The sequence below is a fragment of the Paenibacillus sp. DMB5 genome (assembly GCF_001517085.1).
In the GTDB taxonomy this organism is placed as follows: domain Bacteria; phylum Bacillota; class Bacilli; order Paenibacillales; family Paenibacillaceae; genus Paenibacillus_AQ.
Genome location: NZ_LRAC01000037.1, coordinates 144524 through 158040, shown reverse-complemented (window position 1 = coordinate 158040; position 13517 = coordinate 144524). Strand labels below are relative to the sequence as shown.

The following is a 13517-nucleotide window of genomic DNA, read 5'->3' as shown; positions in this document are numbered from 1 at the left end:
AGGGGCTGCGATGAACAGGAAAACCGTGGACCGGAAAATTACGGATGCTGCTGTAATTCTTGAAGCACCTGATTGGACCCGCATGATGGACTATGCCGGACAATTAAAGGAGAAGGTCACGGCAATTCGCCGTGACCTTCATGCTCATGCGGAGCTGCTGTACGATGTTACCCGCACCTCCGGGATCGTCGCCGGACTTCTGGAGGAATGGGGAATTACCGTGCAGCGGAATGTCGGCAGGCATTTCGGGATGGGTGTCGTTGGTACACTGCAGGGGCAAGCGAGCAACGGACCGGTCATTCTGCTGCGTGCTGATATGGATGCACTCCCGATACAAGAGCAGAATGAACTGCCCTATAAGTCAGTGAATGCCGGCATTATGCATGCCTGCGGTCATGATGCCCACACTGCCATGCTGCTGGGGGCGGCCCGAACGCTGGCTGCCTTCCGGGATCAGCTGGCCGGAACAGTAGTATTCATCTTTCAGCCTGCCGAGGAAGGCGCGGCGAAAAGTCCGCTTGACGGCAGACTGCTCTCCGGCGGACGCGATATGATCGAAGCCGGCATTCTGGATGGAGTGGACTATGCTTATGCGCTGCATGTGATGCCTGAGCTTCCGGCAGGTACTCTGGGTATTCATCCGCATTATGCAATGGCGGCCTCCAGCCATTTCAAAGCGGAGTTCCGGGGCACAGCCGGACATCACAGCGCCCCGCATAAAGCGGCGGACGCCATCCAGATGGCGGTGCAGTTCATAGCCGGCGTCAACGGAATGATGGCCAATCAGATTGACCCGCAGGAAGCGGCGGTGCTGGCCTTCGGAACTATGAAAGCCGGCACGGCGGTTAATGTGATCGCTGATCATAGCGAGCTGACCGGAACGTTCCGGGCTTTCTCGAAGACAGCAGTGGCCGCAATCACCGAGGGACTGCGGCGCCATGCTTCAGCGGCAGCCGCAGCTTACGGCGGTGACTTCAGCCTGGAGCTGCGCGAGGGGATCGCCGTCGTTAACGACGCTGCGGCAGTAGAGCGGATGCTTCAGGCAGCGCGCGGAGTGCTGGGTGAAGAGCAGGCCATACTGCTGAACCAGCCCAGCCTCGCCGGGGAGGATTTCGGCTGGTATCTTGACAGGGTGCCCGGCGCGTTTGCCTTCATCGGCTGCGGCAATGCGGCCGGGGGCATTACTCATGCGATCCATCAGCCGCAGTTCAACATTGACGAAGACATGCTGATCCACGGTGTGCGGTTATGGGTGCGGCTTGTAATGGAGCACAAATGGTTTCAGGTATAAATAAAGGAGATTCCGGGAGCCGGGCAGCGGCTGACGGGGTCTCCTTTTTTTGGATGTAATAGATGGACAGATGATGTGTAAATGCGGACTGGCTGGTTAATATGCTGAAATTGTAGGTTTTGCGCAAATACGAGACTAAAAAAGCAGGGGAGGCAGAGAAGCAAAAAGGGGAGAGAAAATGGAGGAGTAAGAGAAAGTGGAGGAGTAAGAGAAAGAAGTGGAGGAGTAAGAGAAAGTGGAGGAGTAGGAGAAAGTAGGGTGGACGAGGCAGAGTTGCTGGATTAACGAGGTAGAGTTGCTGGAGTAAATAAAAAATTGGACAAAGCTGGAGCGTGATAAAGGGAAATCGCAAAGCAGATTAGGAAAGTGATGTGAGAACGAGCGCCTATGGTAATGGACTAGACACAGTAGAAAGAGAAAGTATATCTAACGGACTGAGCAGACGTTATTTGCGAAATTGCGTGCGCCTTGGAAACGTAACGGACTCCAGTGACCTTAACAGATACAAAATGCTGCAAATTGCAGGCGAAATGGCCAGATAGCGTCATCTGAGTCCGTTAGCCGGATAAAATATGGAAAAACGGATAAATAACGCCCCTTGGGTCCGTTACAGTCCGGCATTGGTGAGGTGATGCTCCTATAAAGGAAACATAGAAGTTGGAGTGAGGGTCTACTTATAAACTTCGAAGGTATCTGTAGGTAAGGAGGTCCAAAATAGCAGTTCATATTGCAACAGGCACTATAAATATAGCTGTTAGTATAATACCTGCAACGCAAAACAGCGGTCCTCCGGATACCCGGAGGACCGCTGCCGATTACTTATGTTACTTGGTCAATCAGGCTTATTTGCTGCTGTCCGCCTGCTTGCTGCGCAAGCGGGCCAGTTCGGCTTCCACTGCGCCTTGCAGTGCAGGGTCGATGGCGGGAGCGGCAGTCTGTGCAGTGTGTCCTGCTTGTGCTTCCCATTCGTTGATCTTGTCTTCCATCCGCTCGAAGCCGCGGGAGGCAGCGCCGGCGTTGATTACGTGACCGTACACGGGTGCTCCTGTGTGGGAAGCTGCACTGTTTTGCGCGGCCCGTTTACTTGCCTCAGCTTTGCGGGCGCGTTCGGCCAGCTCTGCTCTTTTGGCCTTCAGACGGGCATGCTCTGCTTTGGCATTCTGCAGATTAACCTCCAGAGCGGCCAAGGCCTGCAGGGTTTCGTCCAGAATGGCTTCGGTCTCCTGAATACTTCGAGATAACGCAGCTTGGCTGTTACAGCGGCTCTGGCTGCCGGCTCATTGCCTTCGCTCATTGCCTGGACTGCGGCAGCTTCGCTGCTGTCCGCCTGTACCAGATACTCGGCCTTGCGGCGTTCCAGTACGCTTGCGGTAACTTTCAGCTCGCGCTGCTTGCTTTCGGCGCTGCTGATTTTGTCATCAAGGTCGCGCAGATATTGGCCGGTCAGAAGTACCGGGTCCTCCAGCTTGTTCAATCCTTCGTGAATAGCTGCCTTGGTAAGGGTTGTAATACGTTCAAATATGCTGCTCATGTTCATTTCTCCTTCAAATTTTAATTTTGGATGTTTTCTTTAAGCCGGGTTTTTATATCATTACCGATTAATAGTGATCGAAGCTGTCTGTAAAGCTGGTGTAAGTCTCTTTTGGAATAAGGATGCTGGCGATAATGTAGATGAACAGGACGGTACCAAAGCTAAAGAATGCAGCGGCTGCGACGAGCAGTCTCACGAGGGTAGTATCCAGATTAAAGTGGCGCGCCAACCCTCCGCATAAACCTGTAAACATCTTGTCAGTAGTGGAACGGTACAATTTTCTCATTAATAATCTTCCTCTCTTGTTATGGATACACCCGAAGGCCTCTTCTCAATATCCGTTATCTATGTGTTAATTGTACGGTGATTTGAAGCTGCGCAAAACGGACCGGGGACTGTTTTTGAATCCAGACCTAAGACGGGGATGGGGTCCGCAAAAAGACGGGGCCGGAGCTGGTCAGGCCAGCCGGGCAAAAGGTACTCTTTTAACATAAGAAGACATCCAGTTATATTCACGCTTAACATTGCCGGCCTATACTGTAGGTAGCTCTACCTCCCCGTCTCTAAGAGATGAACTCACTTTCCGGATAAGACTTTGAAGAATAAGGAGGACTGGCCATGGGGATTCATAAGTATTTTCGCTCACTGAATGAGCTGGAACGGATTATCCGCTGTCCGGGGAAGTTCAAGTTTGAGGAGCATAGCGTAGCCGCCCATTCATGGAAGGTTGTACAGTACGCCAAAACGCTGGCCGACATCGAGGAGAAGAACGGTGCAGTGATCGACTGGAAAAAGCTTTATGAGATAACGAGCAGCCATGATTATGGAGAGATTTTTATCGGGGACATCAAAACGCCGGTGAAGCATTCCTCGCTGCAGCTGCGGTCGCTGATCCAGCAGGTTGAGGAAGGGATGATCCATAACTTTATTGAAGAACACATTCCGGAGGAGTTCAAAAGCATTTTCGTCCAGCAGCTGCGTGAGGGCAAGGATGAGTCGCTGGAGGGGCTGATTCTCGAGGTTGCGGATAAAATGGACCAGGTGTATGAGGCTTTTGCGGAGATGCAGCGGGGTAATACGGAGAAGGAATTTGTGGTTATGTACCGCAATGCGCTGATCAAGATCAAGAACATTGACCTGAAATGCGTGGAATATTTCCTGGCAGAGATCCTGCCGGATATGGTGAACGAGGAGACGCTGTCTCCGGTGGATATCAGAAGAATTACAGAAGAGGCACTGGCTCTGTAGGTGATGAGCGGTACTCTTTTTTTTAAATATAAGAATTTATATGTTTTACGCTACCAATAATCCTTATATTTCTCTCAGAAACGGTTACCGCCTTCACTGAAGGACGGCATCGCCGTTTCTACTTGTTTGGCCGGCTTTCTCTTGTTATAAGAATATAATGCCGCGGAGGCGTTAAAGGATATATGCATTAAAATGGTTAAAAGTATCGACTCCGTCGCCTGTGCGACAAGCCCGAAGAACAGTCCGCCGCTCAGCGCAAACGCCATGAACCGGATGCTTTCGGCATTAAGCCTATAGTACTGCAGGTGGGAGACAGCGAACAGAACGGCCGTAATAATCACCGCCAGGCTGAGCTGCGGAATCAGGCCATAACCCAGCTCCAGTCCGGATAAGGCGCCAAAGCTTTCATGACGGGCAAGCACAGGCAGCGCCAGCCCCCGGAAGGCAATCTCCTCAAGTACAGGATAGGTGATAATGAAATTAATGGTATTGAAGCGGCCTCTGGGCGAATAACCTGAGCGTTTGGCTATCAGTCCGTTGATAAGCTGAATGAGGAGACACAGCGGCAGTACGGCAAGAAAATCATGCGGCAGGTTGTACACATAATTGTCCTTGATGAACAGACTCACGGCAATAAGCAGAGCTCCCCAGTAATAAACGGCGAACCGTATATGATGCTTGCTGAATAATCCGATGAGCAGTTCAATGATTTTAAATGAGAATGCTATAAGTACAGCGGTGATCAGTGCAGTCAGCATCAGCAGGCCCACGTCCTTTTTTACAGATTATTCCTCAGACTACTATAATTTATCTTTCAGATGCAGTCCAGCAATAGGATGAAAATATCAAAAAACGTGTTCATACGTTATGATGAAGGAAGACTGGATTGGTTTATACAATTAATATGCAGGCTGTTGCGCGCGGGGTTGTCTGGGCTATCATTGGGTTTTGGTGAATAAACATAGCAGGGAAGCTGCGCTTCCTGACGAATTTTACGGACAAACGACATTTTCAGGAAAAGAGGGATGCCAAGTGAGTTTTTTTGATAAGTTCAAGGCAGGGGTAAGCGAGGCGGGCAACAAAGCCAAGACTGTCGTAGAGGTAAACCGCCTCAAACTGCAGAACAGCGGCAAGCAAAGTGAAATCGACAAGCAGTATCAGGCCATGGGCAAACAGCTGTTTGAAGCGACCCTTCAGGGTTTGCCGTTGCAGGCGGAGGCTTATGCGGTTAACATGAACCGTATTCTTGCACTGAAAGCGGAAATTGAAGCGAATCTGGAGCAGATCTCCGCACTGGGCGATGTGAAAATATGCAAGGGCTGCAACAGCACTGTGCCGGCGGATGCGCGGTTTTGTCCGAACTGCGGGCATACGTTTGAGGCTCCGCGGGAGCCGTAACACTGTATTACAGCATAGGGTTTATAAAATATGAACAAGCTCAAGCCTCTGGCTTGGGCTGTTTCTATTGGAGCTGCCGGATTACAAGCTTAAAAGTGATGAAATGGGCATCGGCAGAAAAGGGTTCTATATTATATTGTTGGTTATGGTACTAATGATCAAGCAGGATTGGCAAATGGCAAAATTAGGAGGAGTGGCGTGCAGAATAACCAGTTGAGTTGGAGAATAGGCTGTTTTATTTTAGGATTGTTAATTATGTTCGGCGGTTCCAATACGGCAAAGGCGGAAGTACTGCATCATAAAGTTACTGTTACTGTAGATGGAAAGATAGTGAAACTATCAAGGGATCCGGTCATCATCAATAATAATAATTATGTTCCGCTTCGCGGAATTTTTGAACAGTTAGGAATAAGTATCGGATGGGAGCAGCAGTCGGGTACAGTAAAGGCAACTAAAGGAGCACAGACGATGGAATACAGGCTGGGTAGCTCCTATGCGAAGATAAACGGTGCCGATCGTTACATGCCATCACCCGGCAAACTGATTGATGGGGTGGTTATGGTCCCGCTCCGCTTTATTGGGGAAGCGTTTGGTGCAGAGCTGGTCTGGGATCCGGTTACCAGAGCCATCCAAATTACATCAGATGAGAAGTTGCTGACCTCTATTTCTGCAGAACCTACCGGAAATTCCGGTGCAAATTTAACCAACAATGCGTTTGTTGTGAAGCAAGGAGATTGGATTTACGGATTAGAGACCATTGAAAGACCAGAAGAGACAGGACATACCTTTGTGTCCAAAGGTAACAGCGGTTTTCTATATAAAGTGAACCAAAACAGCGGTGAGAAGATCAGGCTTACGTCTGGTACGGCCCGGATGCTGAACATTCAGGGGGACTGGCTTTATTTTCTGGATAGCTACGGAATCTGCAAGATTCGTCTTGACGGAAGTGAGCAGACACAGCTGACGTTGGCAGATGACATCACTCAGCTAATAGTCATGAACAATTGGGCACTTTATAACACTTCGGATGGAATCTACCGGCTGCAATTGGACAGGCCTGGTGCATTTCCTATAAGAGTGACCAATAATCCCAATATTGACCAGTTTACTGTCTCTAACGGGTGGATCTATTACAAAGAGTACCGGAATGGAGAGCAGCCGGGCATCATCGGAAAGATCGGTACTAATGGCTCGGGTAACAGTATCTACGGCGCATTGGATTATGAGGATCTGACGGTTCAAGGCGATTATTTGTATTTTACATATCTTGATGAATCTATCGGGAAAATCGGCAGAATGCCCATAGAAGGCGGAAATTTGCAGAACCTGCAGAGTGCATCGGGATACAATATTTCAGGTAACAAACTGTATTACGATGTCGGTCCTGCGCTTTATCAAAGTGAACTGGATGGTAGTGACAGCAGGAAAGTCGCTTCGCTGGGTGATTGGGCTTTGCCGTTCAGAATGATTTTGCTGGATGGTTCGGTATATTATGAAAAAGGCGTTTTTGGTTCAGAAGCTCAGTTTATATCAGCGATGTATGCTGTGGATTTAAGTTCAGACACAGCGTATAGCTTGTACGGAAAGATCCTTCCTGAGGAATATGTACCTGAATACTCATTATTTGCAGGGGCCTATGAATCCTTTTTACCTACCAGAGATCCGAAAAAGGAACATGAAACATTGCAAGCTGCCAAGGCAGTGATAGATCAGACGCTTTCACCTGAAATGAATACCAGAGATAAAGTGAAGGCGTTACATGACTACGTTGTCCTGAATACAGCCTATGATTACGATAATTATTTAAATGGCTCTATCCCGGAAGAATCTTATACCGAATACGGTATCCTGATATTGCATACAGGTGTTTGCCAAGGATACGCAGTAACGATGAAAATGCTGCTTGATTTGGCTGGAGTGGAGAACTTTTATATCTCCGGAACTAACTACGCGGGAGCAGGCCATGCATGGAATATTGTTGTTGTGGACGGTGAGTATTACCACTTGGATGCAACTTGGGATGACCCTGTTCCTAATATGCCAGGCTACATAGGTGATAAGTATTTTTTGGTCACTGACGAGCAGATGGCATTGGATCATATATGGGACGAAGAAAGGGTAAAGAGCTTTTTTGTTAACCCATAATCTTTATAGAATAGGATGGGATGAAGCGAATGGACAAAACAGCCGCCTTTTCAGCATCAATCGAAGCCTATTTACACTACACCCGGATGCCGTGGGGAAGGTTGTTTTACCTGACAGCGTGGGACCAGATTGACCCATTCTTGACTGGTGAAGCCCAGTCTATGCTGGATATCGGCAGCGGCTTTGGCATATCAAGCAATGAGTATAGCAAGAGAGGCCATCTGGTTACCGGGGTGGAACCGACGCAGGAAATGGTTGCCATCGCAGCAAAGGACGGGCCGGATGTCCGCTACATAAATGATTCGTTTGAGCAGGCGGCCGGCGGGCTGGGAAGGTTTGAATGGAGCTTTTGCCACAATATTCTTGAATATACAGAAGAACCGCAGCGGATTCTCAGGTTGATTGCCGGTTGTCAGCAGGCTGGGGGGTATCTGTCACTCATTGCCCATAATCCGGCAGCCAAGGTGATGAAAAAGGCTATTCTGAACAAGGACCCGGACAGCGTACTGGCCGCCATCGGCAACAGTCAGGAGTACAGCGGAATCATTAAAACGGACATTACGGTTTATTCCTATGAGCTGCTGGCGGAGTGGCTGAGGAGCGCAGGCTATGAGATTGAAGGCCATTTTGGCATACATAATTTGTACGGATACATTACCGACAATGAAGTGAAGCAGGATGAGGACTGGCATAACCGGATGGTGCAGCTGGAGCTTGCGGTCGGCAGGCAGAGCCCGTACAGGGACATTGCTATTTTTACACATATTATTGCCAGGAGGATTTAGGAGGTTTCATGAAAAAAGAGCCAGTGCCCTCTGGAAACCGGCTATTGACTGTGCCCTTAGGGAACGCATTAAGCTTTAGTCAGAGGTGAGAACAATGGGTTACACAATCGGGCAGTTTGCTGGAATGCTTCAGGTATCCAAAAAAACGCTAAGGTACTACAGGGACATCGGACTTCTGGAGCCGGCGGGCATTGATCCGGACAATGGTTATGCCTTCTATGAAGACGTGCAGCGTGAGCGGATGAAGCAAATCCAGTACCTTCGGAGGCTGCGCTTTTCCCTTGAGGACATTCGGATGCTTCTGGATGCTGAGCCAGGGTTGTGGACCGGGTCCGTTCAGGCGCGCCTGACAGCAGTACGATCGGAGGGACGCCTCCTATCCGTCATCGAGCAGGAACTTCTCGCTCTCCAAACAAGAATCAGCAACGGAAAGGAGCTGTTTAAGCCGATGGAAATTTCAACAGCATACAAAGTGGATGTATTTGAAATGAAGGACCCGCTCCATATTATTGGCTGTGCTGCAACGGTGCCCTACAACAATTATGAGGAAAAGCAGCGGATTATTGAGCAGCTGATCAGCCATTTCTATGGTAACGACGTGACCGAAAGGATACCGCATCAGGCGGTGCCTTCCACATGCTTTGGACTGGTATGTGAATGCGAACCGGATATGAGCTCAGGAACCTACATGATGGGCATGCAGGTTACGGGCTTGAGTGAAATTCCAGGGGACATGCGAAGCTATACCCTTCCTGCCGGATTGTACGCACGGGTGGCCTTTCAGGCCGTTGACAAGGAAACCCTCACCAATTCTGCATTGGAAGGCGCTTATGATCATCTTTACAGCAAATGGTTGCCGGGTTCGGAATATACCATGGCAGATATGCTGGCTGCTGAGCTCTATGCGGATGAGCATATGGAAGTGCCGGTTACACCCGGAATGGAGCTGTGGCAATTGGTAAAGCGTAAGTAAAGAAGGATCGGACACGAAAAAGATACCTGCGGGGATATGCCCTGAGGTATCTTTTTGTGCTGTTGAAGAATGCATCGGCAAAAGTCTACTTCCGCCCCAATTTCCGGGTCAGGAAGATAATCAGCAGCAGTGACACGGCAATGATCACGATGTTGAACCCGGTCCGGCCCTGGAACCAGCTGCTTTGCGCGGTATCCGCTGCAGGTGTCTCGCGGAGCTCAGCCGCCCCGAGTCCGGCAAGCATTTTGCCTTCACCGGCAATGTAATCCTTGAAGTTTACAATATCATATTGCGGCACAGCAGATTCCGCATTGCCGTAGAGCAGGCGCAGCGGCTGCCCGCCTTCAGCGGCAAAAACAAGCCGATCCAACAGATATTCCAGCTTCAGTCCCTCAACCGGCAGCGGTGCGTCATCCTGGTTATATATGACGATCCTCAGCTGGGAGGCAGACGAAGCCCCGTCAGGAATAATGGTTGTCGAGGCAATTTCGGTATCCTTAAAGTCCAGCCGGTATAATTCTCCGCTGTCTGTTGCGGTCAGCAGTCTGCCTTCACCGTCATAAAGCTCGAACCGGCGGGTAAAGCTGCCGCTGCCGCCAATCTCCAGCTGCAGTCCGGAAATGTTCAGCCTGCCCGGATTCTGGATGATAATTTCCGTCTGCCGGTCCTTCTGCTGAATTTCGTAAACGGCATCCTGCTGCTGCCTGAAATGATCCGTATGCGTCACCCGGGTGCTTCGCAGCAGAGTGAGGGTAGGGAAATGCAGATTCTCTGCATTGTTCTTGGCGATCAGCCGGTAATAGCCGTATTTATAGCTTGCGCCCAGCTCAATGCTGCTCTGCACACGCCCGTTCACATTATACAAATCCTCTTCCGCCAAAGGTTCCCAGGCCACTCCGTCATAGCTGCCGAGCAGCTGGGTGTGGAGCAGGAAGTTTACGCCCGGCAGCCCGAACTCCAGCCGGTTGCCCTGAATGTCGATATTCGAAGCCAAGGGTGTAACCTTGTAATCGAAGAGGGTGTCGGCGTCCTTTTTGGCGCTGTGAACCAGCGTAGCGGAGTAGGTTGTAAGCTGCTCCTCCGAGAATTCCTCACTGCTCTCCTTATAAAAAGGAATAAAGTTACCGGAGTTGTCCACGATCCGCAGGTCGCGCAGATCATCCTCTGCGCCTGCATATACCTCCGGATCAAGGTACAGCTCCGCGTAGGGAGTCTGCCCCGGAAGCACAATTACCTTGGAGTACTTCCATTCAGGATGCGCATCAGCCCCGCCGGTAACTCCGCCAGCCGAGGCAGACAGATGCTGCCCGGAGAACAGTGCGAACGGGCTGAGCACGCCCAGCAGCAGGAGCGCGGCGCTACTCTTGATCCGCAGCAGCCTGTTCCGTCTGTGCATAAGCTTCCTCCATTCTGGCCGATACCCGCTGATACAGATAAGAGATGCCCAGCAGACATACGCCGAAGCTGAAATAGGCGATGATTTTGCTTCCGGTGCCGAGCAGTGTCAGATCATAGAGCAGCAGCTTGCCGGTAGCCAGCAGCGTCAGGCCCAGACCGAAGCGCCGGATATACACATACCGTTGGCGGAAGCCGAACATGATGAACAGCACAGCCAGCAGCAGGTAAGTGATGCTGTACACCAGCCCGCCGTCCGTCTGCCGCAGCTGTACGCCGAGGAAGGCGGTAACAACAGCCAGCAGATAGACGCCCATAATGACCGGATACAGCTCGGCGTTGTTGTATTCCCGGCTGAGCAGAACCTTCAGGAGCCGTCCTCCATTCAGCCAGACGAATACATTGAACAGCAGCAGCAGCCCGAAGGCGATGTAATCCGCGGCTGTATTATCACTGAAGTCCGCCTGCAGGGTATGCTGGCCGAAGGTGAGTCCCACTGCGATAACATAACCGACCGCATAGAGGAAATAAACCATATAACCGATCACATTATCGTACAGTACCTTGATCCGCGGCAGCACGAAAGCGAGTCCCAGCGTCAGCAGTGCCGCCAGCAGCAGCCTGTAGAACGAAGCCCGGGTGAAGTCCTCCGGCACATACAGATTGTAGAGATGCATGGCTTCATATATGAGATAGGCGTACAGGTTCGCCACAGCCGCATATTTGAACCAGATTCCGATTTGCATATCGGCAGGAGTGCTGGCCAGGACAACCTCACGGTCGGTATGCCGGATCGCATAGAGAAGGGCGACGATCAGCAGTCCTGCCGTGATAAAGGTGTATTTTAGCGCAAAATATGAATTGTTATAGAGAATCAGCGGAGCGACGGATGAAGACTGCACCAGCACATCGACGAAGAAGAAAATGCCCAGCGACAGCAGCAGAATGCCCCATCCGGTCCGTTCCACAGCCCTGACGCGCTGTAAATGGCCGTATACTGTCAGCACAACCGCTTCAATCAGCCAGCCGATTGACCACCACACGGCGCCGAACTGGAACGGAATCATCAGGACGGCGAAGGTGAGTGCGGTAGAATAGAAGAGCACCATGCTTTCTTTTTCCTGGGCCATCCGCTTCTCCAGCAGCTGCCCTAGACCCAGATACATCAGGCAGAAGGCCAGGGCTAATGCCCCTTTGTAAGCACCGAGACCTGCGTCAACGAACAGCACGTACAGAACGAGACAGCTGGTCAGTGTGTTGCAGGCAAGCAGCGCGAAGTCCCACCAGGACAGCTTGGTCCGGAACTTGAACGGATACCACAGCGTCATGCCCAGATACATAGCGAAGGTCAGGATGGAATAGAACATACTGATGGCATGACTGTCCGACATGACAATCAGCAGCAGCATCGAAGGCGTGTTGAACAAAAAGCTGATGTAATTGACCACAATCCACCGCTTGCGCAGCGAGATCATCAGGATCAGCAGATTCAGCAGGAACAGATATCCCATAGCTACGTAAACTGCAGAGCCTTCCAGCCCAAACGCGCCTATATAGGAAAAGAGCGGAAGATAGCCCCCGACCAGCCCCAGCGAGCAGATCGTCCTTGACTCATAACGGAGCGACAGCAGCACCGCCGTAAGTGTAATGAGTACGGATAAGCCCAGACCGGTATAAATGCCGATAATCTCCAGCAGAAAATAACTGTAAAACACAGAGCCGTACAGCACGGAAATCCCGCCGCCGAGCAATCCGAGCGCAAAGGTGCCCCGGCCTCTGCGGAACAGCCATTCCCCGCCGCCAAGCATCAGCGCACCCAGCAGGAAAAAAGCACTGCCCTTCATATACCCGCTGAACCAGTTGGAGTAGGTGTACTTGAAGCCTGCACCCACAGCCAGAATCAGCAGGAGGATGCCCAGCCAGTTGATCCAGTTCAGCCCGATCTTCATCTCGATCCGGTTCTGCCGCGCCGCCGCTGAATAGTCTCCTCGCTGATTCCCTCTGCAGCGAAGTCGTCCAGCCGGCTGTCCATCTCTGCTGCCAGCGGCTGCTCAGCCGCCCGCAATGCTTCCCGCTGGCGGTGAATGCCTTCGCTCAGCCTGACGGACAGTTCATCCAGCATTCTGCGGATCTCCTCGCTGTCCCCGCTGAGCAGCCGGTCTGCCTTCCGGTACATTTCGGTGATCCGCTGCCGGGTCCGCACCTCGAATGCGGTCAGCCGGTTATGCTGGCCGGCGCTTTGCGAAGCGAAATACGTATGCAGCTTCTGCCGCGACAGCTTGAGGATGCCCAGCTTCTCATCCAGAATCTGCTCGGTCAGCGCCGTGCGCAACTCGGCATTCTCCTGCTTCAGCCTGGCCTGCTGTGCCTCAGCATCGGCCAGGGCCTGCTCCACAGCCGCCGCTTTTCTTTTGAGCAGCTCATTTTCGTTAACCAGATCGCTGCCCTCATAGGCTTTGACCAGGCCCTGGTATTCGGCGGCAAGTGCATCCTGCTGTTCTTTTATGGACCTCAGACGCTCTTTAAAGTGCTCCATAAGCTCCCCCAATGGCTTTAGTGAATGATCTGAATAATGTGCTACTTATTAATGTTTCCATTTTACTATAGTTAATGCGGAAAAATCTTCCTTTTTTACGGGTGCCAGCGGGCTGGTTACCGTTCAATTACCGTTCATTACCCTTTATCTGCATAGTTGACATGAAACGCGTCCCAGCCGTTACACTGAAATCAGTCATCCTGAGACTGTTTAAT

General features: G+C 51.1%; 13 protein-coding genes. 6 read left to right on the top strand and 7 right to left on the bottom strand.

Annotated elements, in window-relative coordinates:
• The first annotated feature begins 10 nt into the window (after window positions 1-10).
• A complete protein-coding gene (locus AWJ19_RS07335; RefSeq protein WP_082707747.1) occupies window positions 11-1291 on the top strand; it encodes a M20 family metallopeptidase in 1281 nt (426 codons plus the stop codon).
• An 842-nt stretch (window positions 1292-2133) separates the two neighbouring features.
• On the opposite strand, the gene AWJ19_RS07330 is transcribed toward AWJ19_RS07335, so the two are convergent.
• From AWJ19_RS07330 to AWJ19_RS07320, 3 genes are all read right to left on the bottom strand, one after another.
• A complete protein-coding gene (locus tag AWJ19_RS07330; RefSeq protein WP_068722535.1) occupies window positions 2134-2478 on the bottom strand; it encodes a hypothetical protein in 345 nt (114 codons plus the stop codon).
• Complete coding sequence (locus tag AWJ19_RS07325; protein WP_068722533.1) at window positions 2424-2822, bottom strand: PspA/IM30 family protein; 399 nt, start codon at window positions 2820-2822, stop codon at window positions 2424-2426. The genes AWJ19_RS07330 and AWJ19_RS07325 overlap by 55 nt, the downstream gene beginning before the upstream one ends.
• A 67-nt stretch (window positions 2823-2889) precedes the next feature.
• Window positions 2890-3108: a PspC domain-containing protein gene (locus AWJ19_RS07320; RefSeq protein ID WP_068722530.1), complete on the bottom strand. Its 219-nt coding sequence runs from the start codon at window positions 3106-3108 to the stop codon at window positions 2890-2892.
• Between the two features lie 332 nt (window positions 3109-3440).
• Between AWJ19_RS07320 and AWJ19_RS07315 the strand changes: the two genes are divergently transcribed.
• Window positions 3441-4070 (top strand): YfbR-like 5'-deoxynucleotidase, encoded by a 630-nt coding sequence (locus AWJ19_RS07315; RefSeq protein WP_039870832.1) that lies wholly within the window; start codon window positions 3441-3443, stop codon window positions 4068-4070.
• Between the two features lie 74 nt (window positions 4071-4144).
• On the opposite strand, the gene AWJ19_RS07310 is transcribed toward AWJ19_RS07315, so the two are convergent.
• Window positions 4145-4828 (bottom strand): CPBP family intramembrane glutamic endopeptidase, encoded by a 684-nt coding sequence (locus AWJ19_RS07310; RefSeq protein ID WP_128083530.1) that lies wholly within the window; start codon window positions 4826-4828, stop codon window positions 4145-4147.
• A 274-nt stretch (window positions 4829-5102) separates the two neighbouring features.
• Between AWJ19_RS07310 and AWJ19_RS07305 the strand changes: the two genes are divergently transcribed.
• The 4 genes from AWJ19_RS07305 (at window position 5103) to AWJ19_RS07290 (ending at window position 9371) form a co-directional block, all read left to right on the top strand.
• Complete coding sequence (locus tag AWJ19_RS07305) at window positions 5103-5468, top strand: zinc ribbon domain-containing protein (RefSeq protein ID WP_068722526.1); 366 nt, start codon at window positions 5103-5105, stop codon at window positions 5466-5468.
• A 198-nt stretch (window positions 5469-5666) separates the two neighbouring features.
• A complete protein-coding gene (locus AWJ19_RS07300; protein WP_128083529.1) occupies window positions 5667-7613 on the top strand; it encodes a stalk domain-containing protein in 1947 nt (648 codons plus the stop codon).
• A gap of 29 nt (window positions 7614-7642) precedes the next feature.
• Window positions 7643-8398 carry a methyltransferase domain-containing protein gene (locus AWJ19_RS07295; protein WP_068722522.1) on the top strand — a complete coding sequence of 252 codons (756 nt, stop codon included), beginning with the start codon at window positions 7643-7645 and terminating at the stop codon, window positions 8396-8398.
• Between the two features lie 94 nt (window positions 8399-8492).
• Window positions 8493-9371: a MerR family transcriptional regulator gene (locus AWJ19_RS07290; RefSeq protein WP_068722520.1), complete on the top strand. Its 879-nt coding sequence runs from the start codon at window positions 8493-8495 to the stop codon at window positions 9369-9371.
• A gap of 85 nt (window positions 9372-9456) precedes the next feature.
• Here AWJ19_RS07290 and AWJ19_RS07285 read toward each other — a convergent pair whose 3' ends face one another.
• From AWJ19_RS07285 to AWJ19_RS36335, 3 genes are read right to left on the bottom strand one after another with little or no spacing between them, the layout of a single operon-like run.
• Window positions 9457-10767, bottom strand: coding sequence for a DUF3999 family protein (locus AWJ19_RS07285; protein WP_068722518.1), 1311 nt, complete (start codon window positions 10765-10767; stop codon window positions 9457-9459).
• A complete protein-coding gene (locus tag AWJ19_RS07280; RefSeq protein ID WP_241781634.1) occupies window positions 10730-12715 on the bottom strand; it encodes a DUF2339 domain-containing protein in 1986 nt (661 codons plus the stop codon). Before AWJ19_RS07280 ends, AWJ19_RS07285 begins: the two co-directional genes overlap by 38 nt.
• Window positions 12712-13302: a hypothetical protein gene (locus AWJ19_RS36335; RefSeq protein ID WP_241781633.1), complete on the bottom strand. Its 591-nt coding sequence runs from the start codon at window positions 13300-13302 to the stop codon at window positions 12712-12714. The genes AWJ19_RS07280 and AWJ19_RS36335 overlap by 4 nt, the downstream gene beginning before the upstream one ends.
• Window positions 13303-13517: the final 215 nt, after the last annotated feature.

Coding starts and splice junctions, on each gene's coding strand:
- AWJ19_RS07335 (WP_082707747.1), top strand. CDS start 11: ATGAACAGGAAAACCGTGGACCGGAAAATTACGGATGCTGCTGTAATT.
- AWJ19_RS07325 (WP_068722533.1), bottom strand. CDS start 2,822: ATGAGCAGCATATTTGAACGTATTACAACCCTTACCAAGGCAGCTATT.
- AWJ19_RS07320 (WP_068722530.1), bottom strand. CDS start 3,108: ATGAGAAAATTGTACCGTTCCACTACTGACAAGATGTTTACAGGTTTA.
- AWJ19_RS07315 (WP_039870832.1), top strand. CDS start 3,441: ATGGGGATTCATAAGTATTTTCGCTCACTGAATGAGCTGGAACGGATT.
- AWJ19_RS07310 (WP_128083530.1), bottom strand. CDS start 4,828: ATGCTGACTGCACTGATCACCGCTGTACTTATAGCATTCTCATTTAAA.
- AWJ19_RS07295 (WP_068722522.1), top strand. CDS start 7,643: ATGGACAAAACAGCCGCCTTTTCAGCATCAATCGAAGCCTATTTACAC.
- AWJ19_RS07290 (WP_068722520.1), top strand. CDS start 8,493: ATGGGTTACACAATCGGGCAGTTTGCTGGAATGCTTCAGGTATCCAAA.
- AWJ19_RS07285 (WP_068722518.1), bottom strand. CDS start 10,767: ATGCACAGACGGAACAGGCTGCTGCGGATCAAGAGTAGCGCCGCGCTC.
- AWJ19_RS07280 (WP_241781634.1), bottom strand. CDS start 12,715: ATGAAGATCGGGCTGAACTGGATCAACTGGCTGGGCATCCTCCTGCTG.
- AWJ19_RS36335 (WP_241781633.1), bottom strand. CDS start 13,302: ATGGAGCACTTTAAAGAGCGTCTGAGGTCCATAAAAGAACAGCAGGAT.